At 67.9% G+C, this 16677-nt stretch carries 19 protein-coding genes; 10 read left to right on the top strand and 9 right to left on the bottom strand.

Annotated features, from left to right (window positions below; genetic code table 11):
• Window positions 1-23: 23 nt before the first annotated feature.
• From HFL01S_RS11560 to HFL01S_RS11540, 5 genes are all read right to left on the bottom strand, one after another.
• Window positions 24-1400, bottom strand: coding sequence for a HAMP domain-containing sensor histidine kinase (locus tag HFL01S_RS11560; protein ID WP_066258544.1), 1377 nt, complete (start codon window positions 1398-1400; stop codon window positions 24-26).
• Window positions 1397-2098 carry a response regulator transcription factor gene (locus HFL01S_RS11555; protein ID WP_066258543.1) on the bottom strand — a complete coding sequence of 234 codons (702 nt, stop codon included), beginning with the start codon at window positions 2096-2098 and terminating at the stop codon, window positions 1397-1399. Before HFL01S_RS11555 ends, HFL01S_RS11560 begins: the two co-directional genes overlap by 4 nt.
• A gap of 4 nt (window positions 2099-2102) precedes the next feature.
• Window positions 2103-2393, bottom strand: a complete 291-nt coding sequence (locus HFL01S_RS11550; protein ID WP_245644789.1) for a hypothetical protein — start codon at window positions 2391-2393, stop codon at window positions 2103-2105.
• On the bottom strand, window positions 2386-2856 hold the full coding sequence (locus tag HFL01S_RS11545; RefSeq protein WP_066258536.1) for a Spy/CpxP family protein refolding chaperone: 471 nt from the start codon (window positions 2854-2856) through the stop codon (window positions 2386-2388). Before HFL01S_RS11545 ends, HFL01S_RS11550 begins: the two co-directional genes overlap by 8 nt.
• 70 nt (window positions 2857-2926) lie before the next feature.
• Complete coding sequence (locus HFL01S_RS11540) at window positions 2927-3898, bottom strand: LysR family transcriptional regulator (RefSeq protein ID WP_066258534.1); 972 nt, start codon at window positions 3896-3898, stop codon at window positions 2927-2929.
• Between the two features lie 77 nt (window positions 3899-3975).
• Here HFL01S_RS11540 and uraD point away from each other — a divergent pair, with 77 nt between their 5' ends.
• The 9 genes from uraD (at window position 3976) to HFL01S_RS11495 (ending at window position 12433) form a co-directional block, all read left to right on the top strand.
• Window positions 3976-4524 carry a 2-oxo-4-hydroxy-4-carboxy-5-ureidoimidazoline decarboxylase gene (gene uraD / locus HFL01S_RS11535; protein ID WP_066258532.1) on the top strand — a complete coding sequence of 183 codons (549 nt, stop codon included), beginning with the start codon at window positions 3976-3978 and terminating at the stop codon, window positions 4522-4524.
• Window positions 4521-5957: a dihydropyrimidinase gene (gene hydA, locus HFL01S_RS11530; RefSeq protein ID WP_066258530.1), complete on the top strand. Its 1437-nt coding sequence runs from the start codon at window positions 4521-4523 to the stop codon at window positions 5955-5957. The genes uraD and hydA overlap by 4 nt, the downstream gene beginning before the upstream one ends.
• Window positions 5954-6706, top strand: coding sequence for an aspartate/glutamate racemase family protein (locus tag HFL01S_RS11525; protein ID WP_066258529.1), 753 nt, complete (start codon window positions 5954-5956; stop codon window positions 6704-6706). The genes hydA and HFL01S_RS11525 overlap by 4 nt, the downstream gene beginning before the upstream one ends.
• 35 nt (window positions 6707-6741) lie before the next feature.
• Window positions 6742-7746, top strand: a complete 1005-nt coding sequence (locus HFL01S_RS11520) for a TRAP transporter substrate-binding protein (protein WP_066258527.1) — start codon at window positions 6742-6744, stop codon at window positions 7744-7746.
• A gap of 10 nt (window positions 7747-7756) precedes the next feature.
• Window positions 7757-8299, top strand: a complete 543-nt coding sequence (locus HFL01S_RS11515) for a TRAP transporter small permease (RefSeq protein ID WP_066258525.1) — start codon at window positions 7757-7759, stop codon at window positions 8297-8299.
• Window positions 8296-9576 carry a TRAP transporter large permease gene (locus HFL01S_RS11510; RefSeq protein ID WP_066258524.1) on the top strand — a complete coding sequence of 427 codons (1281 nt, stop codon included), beginning with the start codon at window positions 8296-8298 and terminating at the stop codon, window positions 9574-9576. The genes HFL01S_RS11515 and HFL01S_RS11510 overlap by 4 nt, the downstream gene beginning before the upstream one ends.
• Before the next feature lie 41 nt (window positions 9577-9617).
• Window positions 9618-10589 (top strand): Bug family tripartite tricarboxylate transporter substrate binding protein, encoded by a 972-nt coding sequence (locus HFL01S_RS11505; protein WP_066258522.1) that lies wholly within the window; start codon window positions 9618-9620, stop codon window positions 10587-10589.
• Between the two features lie 16 nt (window positions 10590-10605).
• Window positions 10606-10974 (top strand): hydroxyisourate hydrolase, encoded by a 369-nt coding sequence (locus HFL01S_RS11500; RefSeq protein ID WP_066258520.1) that lies wholly within the window; start codon window positions 10606-10608, stop codon window positions 10972-10974.
• Between the two features lie 112 nt (window positions 10975-11086).
• A complete protein-coding gene (locus HFL01S_RS11495; protein WP_066258518.1) occupies window positions 11087-12433 on the top strand; it encodes an esterase-like activity of phytase family protein in 1347 nt (448 codons plus the stop codon).
• A gap of 39 nt (window positions 12434-12472) precedes the next feature.
• On the opposite strand, the gene HFL01S_RS11490 is transcribed toward HFL01S_RS11495, so the two are convergent.
• The 4 genes from HFL01S_RS11490 to HFL01S_RS11480 form a co-directional block, all read right to left on the bottom strand.
• Entirely contained in the window at window positions 12473-13165 is a 693-nt protein-coding gene (locus tag HFL01S_RS11490) for a hypothetical protein (protein ID WP_066258516.1), read from the bottom strand.
• Window positions 13158-13841, bottom strand: a complete 684-nt coding sequence (locus HFL01S_RS25075) for a hypothetical protein (protein WP_157538846.1) — start codon at window positions 13839-13841, stop codon at window positions 13158-13160. The genes HFL01S_RS11490 and HFL01S_RS25075 overlap by 8 nt, the downstream gene beginning before the upstream one ends.
• Before the next feature lie 126 nt (window positions 13842-13967).
• The gene (locus HFL01S_RS11485) at window positions 13968-14462 is read right to left on the bottom strand and encodes a hypothetical protein (protein ID WP_066258514.1); all 495 of its coding nucleotides are present in this window, start codon (window positions 14460-14462) and stop codon (window positions 13968-13970) included.
• A 139-nt stretch (window positions 14463-14601) separates the two neighbouring features.
• Window positions 14602-15495, bottom strand: coding sequence for a LysR family transcriptional regulator (locus HFL01S_RS11480; RefSeq protein WP_066258512.1), 894 nt, complete (start codon window positions 15493-15495; stop codon window positions 14602-14604).
• 137 nt (window positions 15496-15632) lie between these two features.
• On the opposite strand from HFL01S_RS11480, the gene HFL01S_RS11475 reads away from it, so the two are divergent.
• The gene (locus HFL01S_RS11475) at window positions 15633-16610 is read left to right on the top strand and encodes a Bug family tripartite tricarboxylate transporter substrate binding protein (RefSeq protein ID WP_066258510.1); all 978 of its coding nucleotides are present in this window, start codon (window positions 15633-15635) and stop codon (window positions 16608-16610) included.
• The last annotated feature ends 67 nt before the right edge of the window (window positions 16611-16677 follow it).

The raw sequence follows: 16677 nt of genomic DNA, 5'->3' as shown, positions 1-16677 counted from the left end.
CGATGCCCTGGCGATGACCGACATCAAGCCGGCGGCAGCGTGACCGTGACCGCCAGCCCCGGCTGCGCGTTGCGCACCGCGAAGCTACCGCCATGGGCCTGCGCCACCAGTCGGCACAGATAGAGCCCGAGCCCGACACCACCCGCCGCCCGGGTGCGCGCGCTGTCCGGGCGGTAGAAGGCCTGCGCGAGGTGGGCCAGTTGCTCCTCGGGCACGCCCGGCCCGTGGTCGCGCACTTCCAGGGTGACCGTTCCCGCGTCGGACGACAGCGTCACCGAGGGCGGCTGGGCCGCATCGGCGCCGTGGCGCAGCGCGTTGTCCACCAGGTTGCGCAGCAGCAGGCGCACACGCGAAGCGTCCACCAACGCGGCGGGCATGTCGCCGGGGGCGTGCACCGCCACCTTCGCCGCCGCAGGGTGCCGCGTGCGGAGTTCGTCGATCACCTGCCGGGCCAGCGCCGGCAGGTCGGAGGGCGCGCGCTGCAGCGCCGTGTGGTTACCGGCCAGCCGCTCGCTCTCCAGCAGGTCGCTGATCAGCGAGGCCATTTCCTGCAGGTCGCGCATCAGGGCGTCGCGCTGCGGGTTCACCTCGGCCGTCTCGGGCAGCAGTTCTGCGTTCAGCCGCGCCCGGGTCAGCGGGCTGCGCAGCTCGTGGCTGATCGCCAGCAGCAGCGCGCGTTTGGCTTCCAGCATCTGGTGGATGTCCTGGCCCATGGTGTTGATGGTGGTCGCGAGCTCGCCCAGTTCGTCGGGGCCGTGGATGCAGCGCTCGGGAATCGGCTGGCTGAAGTCGCCCTTGCCGAAGCGGCGCGCGCCCTCGCCGATGGCATCCAGCGGCTTGAGCAGGTGCCGCACATACATCCAGGCCAGCAGCGTGAGCACCAGCAGCGCCACCAGTGCGACGCCGATCATGCGGGGCTTGCGTTCGAAGGCCTGGCCGTCGATGCCGAAGGTGAGCACGTGCCCGTCGGCGGTGGTGCGCTGCAGGATGCCCTGCCAGTCGGTTCCGTTGTCCCCGTCGTCGTTGCGCCAGGACGAACGGTCACGCGATTTGTCCCGCAGCCAGTCGGGCGCGGGCTGATCGGGGTGGGACGACCAGTTGACCTGCGGGCCGGTGATGGACACCGTCAGCGGCAGGCGCCCGATGATGGCCCGCGCGCGCTCGACGCTGGGCGTGGGACCGCCGGCGGTGCACTCCCGGGTCAGCTGGTCCACGTAGTCCATGAGCAGCGGGCGCGCGGCTTCGCGCCAGCCCATGGAGAACGCCCTCTGCGCGCCCGTGAAGAACACGAAGGTCATCGCCGCCGCGAGCAGCAGGAACAGCAGCACCATGCGCAGCTTGATCGAATGCGCCACGCGGTGCTTGGCCCGTTTCCAGGCCGAGATGCGGGCCGGGCTCACTCGGCCTCCCGCCGCAGTGCCAGCGAGTAGCCGGCGTTGCGCAGGGTCTTGATGCAGTCCAGCGGCTCCAGCTTCTTGCGCAGGCGGCTGACCACGATGTCCACCGCGCGCGTGTAGAGCTCGGCCTCGTGGCCGCGCAGCTGGTTGAGGATGTCGTCGCGGCTGAACACGCGGCCCGGCTCGCGCGCCAACATGGCCAGCAGCTCGTACTCGGTGCCGGTCAGCTCGATGCTCTCACCCTGGCGCAGCACGCTGCGGCGTGCGGTGTCGATCTCCAGCCCCTCAAACTTCAGCGTCGGCGCGGCGCTGAGCGCCGCGGCGTGGCCGTTGCCATTGGGCTTGAGCCGGCGCAGCACGGTCTGGATGCGCGCCACCAGCTCGCGCGGCTCGAAGGGCTTGGGCAGGTAGTCGTCGGCGCCGATTTCCAGCCCGACGATGCGGTCCATCACCTCGCCGCGCGCGGTCAGCATGATGATCGGAATGTCGCTGTCCTTGCGGATGGTGCGGCACAGCTCGAAACCGTCCATCTCGGGCAGCATCACGTCCAGGATGGCGGCGTCGAAGCCACCGCTGCGCAGCTGGGCCAGCCCGGCGCTGGGCCGGGTCGCGTGGACCAGCTGGATCTCGAATCGCTGGAAGTAGGTGGCCAGCGGCGGTCCGAGGTTTTCGTCGTCGTCGATCAGCAGGATGCGGTTCATCGGTTCATTCTGACAGGGCACGGTGGCGGACGATCAGCCGGCGCAGCCGGTCTTTTTCGGTGCGTTCGAGCGCATCGAAGCGAGCCCCCACCGACAGCAGCTCCGGCAGCATCGGCACCGCCTCGACCGGCTGGCGTTGCGAGAAGCGCGCCCACAGCGCCAGCGCGTGTTCGCGGTCGAACTGCGGGCCCCAGAACAGGGTCAGCAGCTCGGCGTGTGGATCGTCGGCGTCGGCCAGCAGGGTCGCCGTGTGCGGGCGGGCCTGCCGGGCGATCGCGTGGAGGGCATCAGCCACGGCCCCACCACCCATGGCCACGGCGCTCCAGCTTCTCGCGCACCTGCTTCTGCTGCTCGGGGTTGAGGCTGTCGTAGAAGTCGCCGAAGGCGGCGAGCATCTTCGGGCCGTTGCCCTGGGCGGCCTGCAGCTTCTGGTCCAGCATCTGCTGCGCCTTGCTGCGGTCGAACTTGTCACCGGCGATCAGCGCCGCCATGTCGGCGCGCGGGTTGGCGGACTCGCCGCGGAAGGCCTTGCGCGAGGCGATCATTTCGTCGGCCAGCACGCCCAGCTTGGCCTTCTGCTCGGCGTTGAGGTCGAGCTTGCTGCTGATTTTCTCGATCGCCTTGCCGCGCATCTCGGTGACGCGTTCGTCGCTCCAGCCGCGGGCGTGGTCGCCGCGCGTGCCGCAGGCGGTGAGACCGCCGAGCACGACGGTGGTGGCCGTGAGGCCGATGAGGGTGCGCTTGATCCAGGGTTTCATGGCGGTGCTCCTTTGTGGGAACGTGTTGAACATGACCATGATGGTGCCGGGGGCCAGCGGACCAGGGGTGTCAGCGCGGTAGCGGTTTCTTTCGTTTTGTATCGGCACCGGCCTGGCGCACCCGCTGCAGGTGCAGGTCCACATGAACCGCCAGCGACTCGGCCACGATGCGCGCAATGCGCGGCAGCGGGCGGCTGGCGCTGGTGGCCACCGACACGCTCTGGGCCTGCGCGTTGCGGTCGCGCAGGGGCACAAACACCACGCTGCCGTCGAGCACCTCGGGGCCCACGTCCAGCTCCGAGGTCAGCGCCACGTGGCTGCCGCTGCGCACCAGGCTTTTGACCAGCTGCAGCGAGTTCGTCACCAGCGGCGGCCGAGCTTCCTGCAGCAGCCAGCCGTGGCGCTTTTCCAGGTAGCGGCGGATCGCCAGCGCGCGGCTCTGCGCGGCCAGAGGCCAGGCCGCCACGTCCTTGAACCCCACCTCGGCGAGCGCGGCCAGCGGGTGCGCGGCCGCCACCGCACAGCCCAGTGGCAGCTCGGCGCTCCAGATCAGGTTCAGGTCGCGCTGTGGCTTGAGGTTGAAGGCAACGGCGATGTCCACGTCGCCGCTGAGCAGGTGGGTCACGGCGTCGTCGGGGCTGACGATCTCGATGTCGATCACGATGCCCGGGTGCTCGCGCGCCGCGGTCTGCAGGAACTCGGGCAGAAAGCCGTTGGCGTGGCTGTCCATGGCGGCCAGGCGCAGTTGCCCGTGGTTCACACCCTGCAGCTGCTTGATGTCGGACAGCGTGCGGTTGAGGTCGGCCTTCCAGCGCTGCGACAGCGCCAGCAGCAGCTCGCCCGCCGCCGTGAGGCGCATGCCACGCGGCAGGCGCTCGAACAGAGGCACGCCCAGGTCCTTTTCCAGGATCAGGATCTGGCGATCGATGGCCGAAGCGGAGATCGACACCTCGCGCGCGGCGGCCTGGACCGACCCGAGCTGGGCCACGGCCGCCACGTAACGCAGCGCTTTCGGATGCAGGGGACTGGTGAGGCTGCTCATCGTGCTTTTTATTCGAATGATTCAAATCAAATTATGCGATGGACGGCAACGCAAAGCGACATCAAACTGAGCCCAAGATGTCCACCACCGATCCACACCCACTTCCTTTCGCGGCGCTGCAGGCGCTCGACGAGTCCGGTTTTGTTACCCGTCTGGGCGGCGTGGTCGAGCTGTCGCCCTGGGTGGTGCAGCGCGCCTGGCAGCGCCGCCCGTTTGCCTCCCGCGAGGCGGTGTTCGAGGCGCTGGCGGGCTGCATCCGCAGCGCCCCGCTGGACGAACAGCTCGCGCTGCTGCGTGCGCACCCCGAGCTGGCGGGGCGCGAGGCCGTGGCCGGCACCATGACCCCGGAGTCCAACGCCGAGCAGGGCCGCCTGGGCCTGCTGGCCCTGAGCCACGCCGACTGGCACCGCCTCGACACCTTGAACGCGCGCTACCGCGAGCGCTTCGGCTTCCCGTTTCTCGTGGCGCTGCGGCTGCACGCCTCGCTGGCCTCGGTGTTCGACAGCTTTGAACGCCGCCTGAACAACGACCCCGCGCAGGAGCGCGACGAAGCGCTGGGCCAGGTGTGCGAGGTGATGCGCGGTCGCCTGGAACGCACCCTGGCCGAAGCGGAGGCCAGCGCATGAGCAGCGTTGACGCCTTCGATCTGGTGGTGCGCAACGCCCGCGTGGCCACCGCGAGCGACGTGTTCCTGGCCGACATCGGCATTCGGGACGGCCGCATCGCCCAGCTTGGCCGCAACCTGCCGCAGGGTGCACAGGACATCGACGCCGCCGGGCGCACCGTCACCCCTGGCGGTGTGGACGCCCACTGCCACCTCGACCAGCCCATGGCCCCGCCGCTGCGCATGGCCGACGATTTCGACACCGGCACCCGCGCTGCGGCCTGCGGCGGTACCACCACCGTGATCCCGTTTGCCGCCCAGGCCAAGGGCGGCAGCCTGCGCGCCGCCGTGGCCGACTACCACCAGCGCGCCGAGGGCCGCGCCCATGTGGACTACGCCTTTCACCTGATCGTGAGCGACCCCACGCCCGCCGTGCTGGCGCAGGAACTGCCCGCGCTGATCGCCGAGGGCTACACCTCGTTCAAGATCTACATGACCTACGACGACCTCAAGCTCGACGACGGCCAGATGCTGGACGTGCTGGCGGTGGCGCGCGAGCACGGGGCCATGGCCATGGTGCACGCCGAAAACGCCGACTGCATCGAGTGGCTGACGAAACGGCTGGAAGCCGCCGGGCGCACCGCGCCGCGCTTTCACGGGCTGTCGCGCCCGATGCTGGTGGAGCGCGAGGCCACGCACCGCGCCATGTCGCTGGCCGAGCTGGTGGACGTGCCGATCCTGATCGTGCACGTGTCGGGGCGCGAGGCGGTGGAGCAGATCCGCTGGGCGCGCTCTCGCGGACTCAAAGTGTTTGCCGAGACCTGCCCGCAGTACCTGTTCCTCACCGCCGACGACCTGGGCCTGGACGACAGCTACCAGGGCGCGCGCTGCGTCTGCAGCCCGCCGCCGCGCGACAAGGCCAACCAGGCCGTGATCTGGGACGGCCTGGCCGATGGCCTGTTCACCGTGTTTTCGTCCGATCACGCGCCGTTCCGCTTCGACGACCCGCAGGGCAAGAAGCCCGGCGGCGAAGAGGTGCCGTTCCGCCACATTCCCAACGGCATCCCCGGCATCGAGACGAGGATGGCCTTGCTGTACTCCGAGGGTGTGCTGGGCGGGCGCATCACGCTGGAGAAGTTCGTCGAACTCACCGCCACCCACCCGGCCAAGGCCTACGGCCTGCACCCGCGCAAGGGCACGATCGCCATCGGCAGCGACGCCGACCTGGTGATCTGGGACGAGGGCGAACGCGTCATCCGCAACGCCGATCTGCACCACGCGGTGGACTACACGCCCTACGAAGGCCAGCGCCTGCGCGCCTGGCCTGGCACGACGATTGCAAACGGCGAGGTGGTGTGGAACGGGGTCTTCCATCCTCGCGCCGGCAAAGGCCGCTTCCTGGCCTGCGGCGCCCCCACGCTGCTGCCCCGCGCGACCCGGAGCCCTGCCCCATGAAGCTGCTGCTCATCAACCCCAACATCTCGGACAGCGTCTCTGACCTGATCCGCACCGAAGCGACGCGCAGCGCCTCGCCCGGCACTGAGGTCACAGTGCTGACCGCGCCCTTTGGCGTGGCCTACATCGAGACCCGCTTCGAGGCCCTGATCGGCGCCTACGCCGCGGCCGAGCTGGCGGCGCAGCACCACGCCGGGTTTGACGCCGTGGTGGTGGCGGCCTTCGGCGACCCGGGCCTGGGCGGCCTGCGAGAGGCCCTGCCCTGCCCCGTGACCGGGCTCACCGAAGCGGCGCTGGCCAGCGCCTGCCTGCTGGGCCAGCGCTTTTCCATCGTCGCGATCTCGCAGCGCATCCGCCCCTGGTACCGCGAAACGGTGCACGCCAACGGCCTCACCGGCCGGCTGGCCAGCATCCGCGGGCTCGACGAGGCGCTGTCCGACATCGGCAGCGTGCAGACCGACCAGAGCGAGCGCCTGGTGCGGCTGGCCCAACGCTGCGTGGACGAAGACGGCGCCGACGTGATCGTGCTGGCCGGCGCGCCGCTGGCGGGCCTGGCCCGAAGCCTGGCTGGGCGCCTGCCGGTGCCCATGGTGGACGGCGTGTCCAGCGCCGTGCGGCACGCCGAAAGCCTGGTCGCCCTTCGCCCGCACCGGCCCACCGGCGGCAGCTTCGCGCCGCCACCGCTCAAACCGAACCAGGGTCTGAGCCCGGCCCTGTCGCTCCTGCTCGCCGCAGGCCGCGCCCCCTGAATCCACCCGCTTTCCCACTCCTTGAAGGACCCGCCATGAAAACACCCCAGCTCTCCCGCCTGCTCGCCCCCATGTCCCTGGCCATCGCCCTGATGGCCGCCACCACGGCCCACGCGCAGCAGAAGCTGCAGATCGCCGGCAACTTCGCCGTGGAGCACCCCAGCAGCGTGGCGGTGGAGCAGGTGTTCAAAAAGGAGGTCGCCCGCCTGAGCAACAACCAGCTGGTGGTGGACGTGTTCCCCGCCATGCAGCTCGGCGGGGCCAAGGAAAACGTGGACGCGGTGCGCTCGGGCACGCTGGCCATCACCTGGGTCGGCGCGGCCTTCCTCTCGCGCATCGCGCCCGAGCTGGAGGCAGTGAGCCTGCCCTTCATCTTCGCCAACCGCGAAGCGGCCTTCCGCGTGATCGACGGCCCGGTGGGTGACGCCATCGACAAGAAGCTGCAGGACAAGGGTTTCATCGCGCTGGGCTGGATGGAGCTGGGCATGCGCCACATCACCAACAGCAAGGCGCCGGTGCAGAGCATCGCCGACCTCAAGGGCATGAAGCTGCGCCTGCAGCCCAATGAAACCCACCTGGCCACCTTCCGCGCGCTCGGTGCCAACCCGGTGGCCATGGACGCCAAGGAGGTCTACTCCGCGCTGGAGCAGCGCGTGGTGGACGCGCAGGAGAACCCGTACACCGTGATCAGCGCCAGCCGCTACGGCGAGGTGCAGAAGCACCTGAGCAACTCGGGCCACTTCTTCGATTTCATCGCCGTGGTCGCCAGCAAGAAGGCCTTCGAGCAGCTCAAGCCCGAGCAGCAGAAGCTGATCCGCGAAGCCATGGCGACCACCATCGAGCACCAGCGCAAGCTGGCGATCACCGCCGAGGCCAGCGCCCTGGCCGGACTCAAAAGCAAGATGACCTACACCGAGGTACCGCCGGCCGTGAAGGAAGAGATGCGCAAGGTGGCGATGGCGGCCGTGCTGGAAGGCGTCAAGAAGCGCGCCGGCGCCGAGCTGGTCGATCAGGTGCTGGCCGAAGTGGCCAAACGCTGAGGTCCGCGCCATGTCCGATGCCGTCCTGCGCCACCCGGTGCTGCCTGTCGTCTACGACACCGCGCGATGGTCCGGTCGCGTGCTCAACGCGCTGGACCACCTCGTCATGATGCTGCTGCTGGTGGCGGTCGGCACCATGGTCGGCGTGGTGTCAGCGCAGGTGCTGCTGCGCTACGGGTTCAACCTGTCGATCGACTGGGCCGACGAAATCTCGCGCCTGGCCTTCGTCTGGAGCATCTTCCTGGCGATCCCGCTGGGCGTTCGCCAGGGCGCGCACATCGGCATCGACATCGTGGTCAACAAACTGCCACTGCCCGTGCAGGGCGGGCTGCGCCGGATGGCCGCGGCACTCAGCGCGGCCATGATGCTAGCGATTGCCTGGGCCTCGTGGGGCGTGGCTTCCGAGCAGTGGGATGAGCTCATGGCCACACTGGACTGGAGCGTGGGATGGTTCATCGCGCCGGTGGGCGTCGGCGCCCTGCTCTCGGGCCTGCACCTGGTGCGCATTGCCATCCAGGGGCCACCCCACGCAGTTGCTGGAGGTGCGGAATGAGCGCCGCGGTCATCATCGGTTTCATGCTGCTGGCCTGCTTCGGCCTGCCGATCGCGTTTGCCATGGGGGTCGCCGCGCTCGGCGCCCTGTGGGCCACCGGGGTGGACTTCTCCATGGTGCCGCAGCGCATGATGCACGCGGTCAACTCGTTTCCGCTGATGTCGATTCCCTTCTTCATGCTCGCGGGCGAGCTGATGATCAAGGCGGGCATCGTCGAGCGCCTGATCTCGCTGGCCAACGCGCTGGTGGGCCGGGTGCGCGGCGGCATGGCCCAGGTGACCATGCTCTCGGGCGCAGGGCTGGCGACGGTCTCGGGCGCGGCGGTGTCGGACGCGAGCGCGCTCTCGTCCATCCTCGTGCCATCGCTGTCCAAGATCTACGACAAGCCGTTCGCCGCGGCGCTGGTGGCTGCGGCCGCCAATCTGGGACCCATCATCCCGCCCAGCGGCGCCATGATCGTCTACGCCTTCATGGCGGGATCGTCGGTGTCGGTCGGCGGCATGTTCATGGCAGGCGTGGTGCCCGGCCTGATCATCACGGTGGGGTTCATGGCGCTGTGTTCGTGGATCGCCACGCGGCGAGGCTGGACCGTCACCGGCGAGCCGTTCAGCCTCCGGCACGTGCTCGGCGAGCTGCGCCGCTCGGCCATCGTGCTGGCGATGCCGGTGCTGGTGATCGGTGGCATCGTGGGCGGGGCCTTCACCGCCACTGAAGGCGCAGCGATTGCGGTGGTCTATGCGCTGGTCATCGGCTTCTTCATCACGCGCCAGCTCTCGGTGCGCGACCTGCCGGGCCTGGTGGTGCGCGCTGCCATCACCTCGGCGGTGGTCGGTGCGCTGATCGCCTTCGCCTCGGTGGTCACCTACCTGATGACGGTGGACCTGCTGCCGCAAACGCTCTCGCAGGCGCTGCGCGCCCTCACCTCTGACCCGCTGGTGTTCCTCGCACTGGTGTCGGTGCTGCTGTTTGTGGTGGGCATGTTCCTGGAGTCCAACGCCGCGTACATCATGCTGGTGCCGCTGCTGCACCCCATCGCGCTGCAGTACGGCATCGACCCGCTGCACTTCGGCTTCCTGTTCGTTCTCAACCTGGTGATCGGCATGCTCACACCACCGGTCGGTGTGGTGTTGTTCGTGGTCTGCGGCGTCACGCGCGTCCCGATGCGCGATCTGGTGCGCAGCGCATGGCCTTTCATCACGCTGATGTACGCCGTGCTGGTGCTGTGCATGTTTTTCCCGTCGATCGTGACCACGTTGCCCCGGGCGCTCGGCTACTGAATGGATCTCCGCCTCTCAACCAAACTTCAAGGACATCTGCCATGAAACCCACACGAGCCCTGATTGCTGCCGGCGCCCTGCTGTCGCTCGCCCCGCTGACCACCTTCGCCCAGGCCTGGCCGACCAAGCCGATCCGCATCGTGGTCACCTTCGCGCCCGGCGGCTCGTCGGACATCGTGGCGCGCCTGCTGCAGCCCGGACTGCAGGAGAAGCTGGGGCAGACGGTGATCGTGGACAACAAGCCCGGCGCCGGCAGCACCATCGGTGCCAACGAGGTGGCCCGCGCCGCGCCCGACGGTTATACGCTGCTGCTGTCGAACACCGCGCCCATGAGCATTTCGCCGTTCATGATGGACAAGGCGCCCTACGACCCGGTCAAGAGCTTCACCCACATCGCCTACATCGGCTCGGTGCCCAACGTGTTCGTGGTGCACCCCTCGGTGCCGGCCAAGACGCTGCCCGAGCTGATCAAGTGGATCAACTCGCAGGACAAGCCGGTCAACTACGGCTCGGGCGGCGTCGGCTCCATCGGCCACATCGTGGGCGAGATGTTCAAGAAGGAATACAAGCTCAAGATGGAGCACGTGCCGTACAAAGGCTCGTCGCCGATGCACACCGACCTGCTGGGCGGCCAGCTGCAGTTCGCGGTGGACACACTGACGCAGAACGTGCCGTACATGAAGGACGGCAAGCTGGTGGGCATCGCGGTCACCTCACGCGCCCGCGCACCGATGTCGCCCGCAGTGCCCTCGGTGGTCGAAGCTGGATACCCCAAGCTGCTGGCCGAGAACTTCCTCGGTATCTCGGCGCCAGCCGGCGTGCCGAAGGACGTGATCGACAAGGTGAATGCCGCTGTGGCGGAGGTGGTCGCGCGGCCCGATGTGGCCAAGCGCCTCGCGGACCTTGGCGTGTCGTCCGAGAAGATGAGCCAGGCCGAGTTCTCGAAGTTCGTGACCGATCAGGTCACCGAATGGGCACCGGAGGTCAAGGCCTCGGGCGCCCGGCTGAACTGACGCGGAGCGCACCCTCATGAGTGGCGGACTCTCCATCCATTGCGTCGACGTCGCCAGCGGCCGCGTCGGCGCCGGCCTGCGCGTCACCGTGCAGCGCCTGGGCGCCGACGGCCTGCCGGCCGGCCCCCTGATCGCCGAGGGCAGCATCGGCACCAACGGCCTGCTGCAGCACCCGGCCCTGATGAGCGAGGCCATCACGGCCGGGGGCTACGAGGTGTGCTTCGCCGTGGGCGACTTCTACCGCGCCCAGGGTCAGGGCGGTGCCGGCCCCGGCTTTCTGGAAGTGGTGCCCTACCGCTTCCACATCGCCGACGTGGCGCAGCACTACCACCTGCCGTTCAAGTTCACGGCCTGGGGTTTCTCGCTGTTCCGCGGCGGCGCCTGAGCGGGCCTTCACAGCTCCGTCACACACCTGTCGTCCGGGTTTCACGGCGCGCGGCGAAGCTGCGCGGCTGTGCGGTTTCACCGCCGATCCGAACCCTCACCCCGACGACACCATGCACCACGCTCTCCGGCTCCTTCCCGCCCTGCTCACCCTGGCCGCCGGCCACCTCCACGCCCAGACCGCCTACCCCGCCACCCTCGCGGGCCACGCGGTGCTGCCGGCCAAGACCTTCATCGCCGCGCCGAAAGACGCGCCGGCCGACCTGCAGGTCAGCGGCAAGTTCACCACCGGCCAGCGCGTCGAAGCGATCGGCTCCGTCGAAGGCAGGTCCGCCGGTCGCCCCACCGGCGTGTCGCTGCCCTTCAAGGGCCAGCCGATCCAGGGCCACTCGGGCATCAAGCGTTTGGCCGACGGCAGCTTCTGGCTGCTGACCGACAACGGCGCCGGCTCCAAGGCCAACTCGCCCGACTTCGCGCTGTTCCTCAACCGCTACGCAGTGGACTTCAAGAGCGGCCAGTTCAAGCGCCTGCAGACCGTGTTCCTGCACGACCCAGACAAGAAGGTGCCGTTCCGCATCGTCCACGAAGGCACGAAGCAGCGCTACCTCACCGGCTCCGATTTCGACACCGAAGGCTTCCAGATCGCTGGCGGGCACTTCTGGATCGGCGACGAGTTTGGCCCGTACCTCATCAAGGCCGACATGAAGGGCCGGGTACGGGCCGTCATCGACACGAAGGTGGACGGCAAAACCATCGTCTCGCCCGACCACCCTTCGGTCACCACCCCGGGCGCGCCCAACGGCGAGCTGAAGTTCCAGTCGCGACGCTCCAAGGGCTACGAAGGCCTGGCGTCCTCACCCGATGGCAGCAAGCTCTACGCCCTGCTCGAAGGCGCGCTGTGGGACGAAACCGCCAAGGCGCCCGAGACGCTGGACGGCAAGCAGTTCCTGCGCGTGCTGGAGTTCGACGTGAAGGCCGAACAGTGGACCGGCCGGCACTGGAAGTACGTGCTGGAGGCCAACCACCACGCCATCGGCGACTTCAACATGATCAGCGCCACCGAAGGCCTGATCATCGAACGCGACAACGGCGAAGGCACACCCGACAAGGCCTGCCCCGAAGCCGAAAAGCGCAGCGACTGCTTCCACGACCTGCCGAAGTTCAAGCGCGTGGTGAAGGTGGAGCTGAGCGATGCAAACGCCAACGGCGCGCTGCGCAAGATCGGCCACATCGACCTGCTCAACATCGCCGATCCGAACCAGCTGGCCCGCAAACCGCTGGTAGATGGCAAACTGAGCTTCCCCTTCTTCACCATCGAGAACGTGGACCGCTTCGACGCCACACACATCGTGGTCGGCAACGACAACAACCTGCCGTTCTCCAGCAGCCGCGACCCGAACAAGGCCGACGACAACGAACTGATCCTGCTGGAGGTGGGGGAGTTTCTGAAGGCGCGCTGAGGGGGCTGACTCCAGAGTGCCTGGACGAGAGGGTGGTGTTCAGGAGGGTCGGGTGAACAGAGAGATCCGTTCCAGACGAGCCAGGACATTGATTTCTTGCCCAGGGTCGCTCAGCAGGCCGGGCAAGGCATTGGCAAATGCCGGCAGCGCCAGCAAACCGGCCACCGAGCGGGCGATGTACCGCCGCACGTCATCAGACGCGGCACCGACTTCGGCCACGAGGGTGGATCGCCCCTCCACCACCGTCAGGATGTCTTCGAGATCGTGGCTCATGAACACGTCGTTCTGGCCCCTGTCCCTGAAGGCCTCGAACTTGGTGGCCAGGAAATACGGCGCCGACAGGTGCCTCAGGACCAGCCCTTCGGCCAGCTCGGCATTCAGCGCTGCGGCGAAGCCCGCCCGGTACCAAGGGTTGGCAAACCCCAGCACCTTCTCGTCCAGCGGCACGAGATCCAGTTGAAGACGGTTCCAGAACCAGCGAAACGGCGGGGTGTTGTCGGCCATGGTCTGCTTGAAGCCCCGTTTTGCCAATTGATCGGCCAGCCGGTGATAGCCGGCCAAGGAAGCCACCTCCACGATGGCGTCCACATCTTCCGTGGGCCTCACATCCATCAAGCTCGCGTTGTCGATCAGCAAACCCGTGGCACACCCTCCCACGAACACCACCTGTTCACACAACGGCCCCATGGCGCGCACCATGCCCGCCAACAACGCCAGGTTGGGGTCAGCCACGGAACATCTCCTTTTGCGGCGCGGGCGCGTTCGGGTCGATCAGCGCCAGCAGGCGTTCGAAGGCCATGTTCCGTTCACGGGCCTTGCCCACGCGCAGGGCATCGAACAACGCCAGCATCTCGTACAGCTTCGCGTCTTGCATGGCAGCAAAAGGCACAGACGGGTGCAACGGCTCCACCCCGATGCCGCGGACGGAGCCATTGGGGTGCGGCCAAACAAAGTCCGAACTGCCCGGTGCGAACACCCCGGCAAACGCCGGCGCGCTGTGGCTCGTGGGCACCCCAACCGCCAACGGCAGACGCACGCCAGGAAATGCGTACTTGGCCCCGTGCAACGTGAACTCCGCCAGCGCCTGGGCATGAACCCGCACCGGGTTGTCCAGCGGAGCGCCATCTCCAGAAGGCGACGCGCTGCGCCGAACCCGTTTGCGCGTCACGCGATAGATACCCTCAGGTTCCTGAAGCGACGTTGCCACGGCGCGGGATGCGCCGGCAACCGATGCCTCAGGCACTCGGTTCTGCAACAGCAACCCAGCCTGTAGCCCCCGCTTCACCGCGGCATGCGCCTCAGAGGCGCTCAGCCCCAGCTCCTGCGCAAGCCGTGCATACGTCCAGCGCTGTTCACCCCAAGCAACCAGCTTGATGGCAACTAGAAAGTCTTGGGGTTTGAGTTGCATTTATTCAAAATTCGCAAATCGCGAACATGAAATGTAAGAGAAACCTCAAAAAAGCGCAATCTCGCAAATGTTGCCCTCAGATCGACTTTCGTTGGGAACTCAGCCGCAACCAGGCAAGCAGCCTCTTCAGCACTGGAGCTTGCGCGGAGGCTTTTCTGGAAGGCCTTCGCTCATGAAAGCAAGCCATTCGGGCAGGCTTGCGTGGCGCACTTCTTCAGGCTCATGACCAACGGTTGCATACACGTTGCCGCCCACCATCGACGGATTCATCTGAGTCAGTGCCAGCGCCCCCGGGCTTGGGACCACCGGCTTCAGCAGATACCGGAAAGCCAGCATGCGCCACTCCTCAACAAAGTACTGCCACTCGCGGCCGCACACAGTGCACGTGACCGCCGACTCCTGCTCGTACAACGGGACCTCGGGCTGTCGCTTCTGAAAGGTGGGCAATTTCAATGCCTCGGTGATCAGGTCGCCCTGAAAGTTGTCCTGCCACCCAGGGCCCTGTGACTTGCCTACCCAGTACTCAAACCGCGGCGAACGGCAGGGGCAGCCAAAGGCATCGACATACCTGCCCAGAAGGTCTTTGATTGCTCGGTCCTGGTCTGCCAGGTATTTCCGCACTGCACGTGTTTCCAAACAAACCCCCTGTCTTCGTTCTCAAAACAATCATTCGGACACCCCCGCCTCTTGCGGCTCATTCAACATCCGTCCCTGTATGCCGTTGGCGGACCTTGTCCGGCGCGCAACCAGAAGCCGAAGCTCAGCCGCGCGGCAGCCCGCGCAACAACACATCGCTGAAAAACTCCGCGGGTGGTGACAGCGGCAGGTCGGGTCGGCGCACCAGCACGATGGCTGGCGCCGGCAGCACCTCACGCACGGCGATCACGTCCAGCACGTCGCGCGTCATCGCAAAGCTCATCCACTGCTTGGGCAGCATGGCCAGCAGGTCGGTCTGCGCCAGCGCGACCTGCACGGACAGTGCGGAGTGCGCGCGCAGCATCACGCGCGGTGCTTCAAGACCGTGTGCGCCGAACAGCCGCGCCAGGTCTTCTTCGGCGTTGTGGTCGATGGTGGTCGCGGTCCACTCGGCGCCGGCCAGCGCCTTGAGGCTGCGCACCCGCGCCAGCGGGTGGCCCTTGCGGCAGACCACGACGCGCGTGTTGTCACACAGGTGTTGCAGCACCAGGCCCGGCCCGGGCTTGAGGCGCGGTGCGGCCCCGAGGTAGAAGTCGATGCTGCCTTCGCGCAGCGCACCTTCCACCGCCGGCATCAGGCTCTCGGTGATGCTCAGCTTGACCTTGGGGTAGGCGCGGCGGAACACCGGCAGCGCCTCGGGCAGCATGCCCAGGTGCGGCATGATGGACAGCGCCACCGACACCGTGCCTTCGTAGTCCGGCCCGGGCTGCTGCACCTCCTCGCGCGCACGCCGCGCCTCGTTGGCGATCGCGCAGGCCCGGCGGTGAAAGCGCCCCCCCTCGGCCGTCAGCACCATGCCCGTGGTCTGGCGCGCAAACAGGTCCACCCCCAGCTCCCGTTCCAGCGCGCGCACGCTGCGCGTCAGCGCGGGCTGAGGCACGTCCAGGCGGCGCGCGGCCGCGCGCAGGCTGCCGTGTTCGACGATGGCGATCAGGTGTTGCAGCTGTTCGAGTTTCATGGGGCCGGGGTAGGGATGAGGTGATTCCAAAATCGAATCACTTTGAAGATCACGCCATCTTATTGGAATCCCCGTCTCTCCCTAGAGTCCGCTCCACCCCATGTCGGGGACACACGAACAGACAACGGAGACACCTCATGCCCATCTCGTCCAAGCGCCGGCTCGTCCAGGCGGCGGTCCTGTCCCTGCTGGCCCTGGCCAGCACCTCCACCCTGGCAGACGGCTGGCCCAACAAGCCGGTGCGCATGATCGTGCCGGCGGGCGCCGGCGCAGCCCCCGACGTGATCGCCCGCATCCTCGGCGAGAAGCTCGCCGCCGCCTGGGGCCAGGGCGTGGTGGTGGACAACAAGCCCGGTGCCGGCGGCATCCCCGGCATGTCGGCACTCGCCAAGTCGGCGCCCGACGGCTACACCATCGGTTTCGTGCCCGCGGCCATGGGCACCATCACGCCGCTGGTGTTCAAGAACCCGCAGTTCAACCCCGACACCGAACTCAGCTCGGCCGCCACCGTGGGCATCAGCCCGCTGATGCTGGCGGTGCCCGCGAGCAGCGGCATCCAGTCGGTGGCTGACCTGGCGAAGCACGCCAAGGCCAACCCCGGCAAGATCAATTTCGCTGCGCCGCAGCTCAACTCCCTGCCCCACCTGGCCGGCGAGATGGTCAACAAGGCCGGCGCCATGGGCCTGTTCACCGTGCCCTTCCGCGCACCGCCTGAGGCCGTCACCGCCGTGCTCTCGGGCGACGCCACGCTCACCATCGACGGCGTGCCCGGCCTGCTGCAGCACGTCAAGTCGGGCCGGCTGCGCGCCATCGGCGTGACCTCGGCCAGGCGCCTGCCCGGCATCGACGTACCGGCCGTGGCCGAGACCTACCCCGGCTACGAGGCCATCGGCTGGTTCCAGATCATCGTGCCGACCGGCACGCCGCAGGCGGTGATCGACCGCATCAACGCCGATGTGAACCGCATCACCGCCTCGCCCGAGGTGACGGCCAGGTTGGGCGAGATGGGCGTCTACCCGCGGCAGGACAGCGTGGCCGCGGCGCGCAGCTTCTTCGACGAGCAGCAGAAGGCCATGAAGCGCCTGGTCGCCGACCTGGGCATCCAGGCCCAGTAAGCCCTTTCCTTTTCACGCATCCAGGGCCCCGGACCGCCGGGGTCCGGGCCCCACTCACCCCTTCATT

The sequence above is a fragment of the Hydrogenophaga flava NBRC 102514 genome (genome assembly GCF_001571145.1).
Classification (GTDB): domain Bacteria; phylum Pseudomonadota; class Gammaproteobacteria; order Burkholderiales; family Burkholderiaceae_C; genus Hydrogenophaga; species Hydrogenophaga flava.
The sequence above is the reverse complement of the archived record's forward strand: the minus strand, read 5'-3'. Positions and strand labels throughout refer to the sequence as shown.

Bases quoted from the DNA above. Each gene is read 5' to 3' on its own strand.
- HFL01S_RS11555 (WP_066258543.1), bottom strand. From the start codon at position 2,098: ATGAACCGCATCCTGCTGATCGACGACGACGAAAACCTCGGACCGCCG.
- HFL01S_RS11545 (WP_066258536.1), bottom strand. From the start codon at position 2,856: ATGAAACCCTGGATCAAGCGCACCCTCATCGGCCTCACGGCCACCACC.
- HFL01S_RS11540 (WP_066258534.1), bottom strand. From the start codon at position 3,898: ATGAGCAGCCTCACCAGTCCCCTGCATCCGAAAGCGCTGCGTTACGTG.
- uraD (WP_066258532.1), top strand. From the start codon at position 3,976: ATGTCCACCACCGATCCACACCCACTTCCTTTCGCGGCGCTGCAGGCG.
- hydA (WP_066258530.1), top strand. From the start codon at position 4,521: ATGAGCAGCGTTGACGCCTTCGATCTGGTGGTGCGCAACGCCCGCGTG.
- HFL01S_RS11525 (WP_066258529.1), top strand. From the start codon at position 5,954: ATGAAGCTGCTGCTCATCAACCCCAACATCTCGGACAGCGTCTCTGAC.
- HFL01S_RS11520 (WP_066258527.1), top strand. From the start codon at position 6,742: ATGAAAACACCCCAGCTCTCCCGCCTGCTCGCCCCCATGTCCCTGGCC.
- HFL01S_RS11515 (WP_066258525.1), top strand. From the start codon at position 7,757: ATGTCCGATGCCGTCCTGCGCCACCCGGTGCTGCCTGTCGTCTACGAC.
- HFL01S_RS11510 (WP_066258524.1), top strand. From the start codon at position 8,296: ATGAGCGCCGCGGTCATCATCGGTTTCATGCTGCTGGCCTGCTTCGGC.
- HFL01S_RS11505 (WP_066258522.1), top strand. From the start codon at position 9,618: ATGAAACCCACACGAGCCCTGATTGCTGCCGGCGCCCTGCTGTCGCTC.
- HFL01S_RS11500 (WP_066258520.1), top strand. From the start codon at position 10,606: ATGAGTGGCGGACTCTCCATCCATTGCGTCGACGTCGCCAGCGGCCGC.
- HFL01S_RS11495 (WP_066258518.1), top strand. From the start codon at position 11,087: ATGCACCACGCTCTCCGGCTCCTTCCCGCCCTGCTCACCCTGGCCGCC.
- HFL01S_RS25075 (WP_157538846.1), bottom strand. From the start codon at position 13,841: ATGCAACTCAAACCCCAAGACTTTCTAGTTGCCATCAAGCTGGTTGCT.
- HFL01S_RS11480 (WP_066258512.1), bottom strand. From the start codon at position 15,495: ATGAAACTCGAACAGCTGCAACACCTGATCGCCATCGTCGAACACGGC.
- HFL01S_RS11475 (WP_066258510.1), top strand. From the start codon at position 15,633: ATGCCCATCTCGTCCAAGCGCCGGCTCGTCCAGGCGGCGGTCCTGTCC.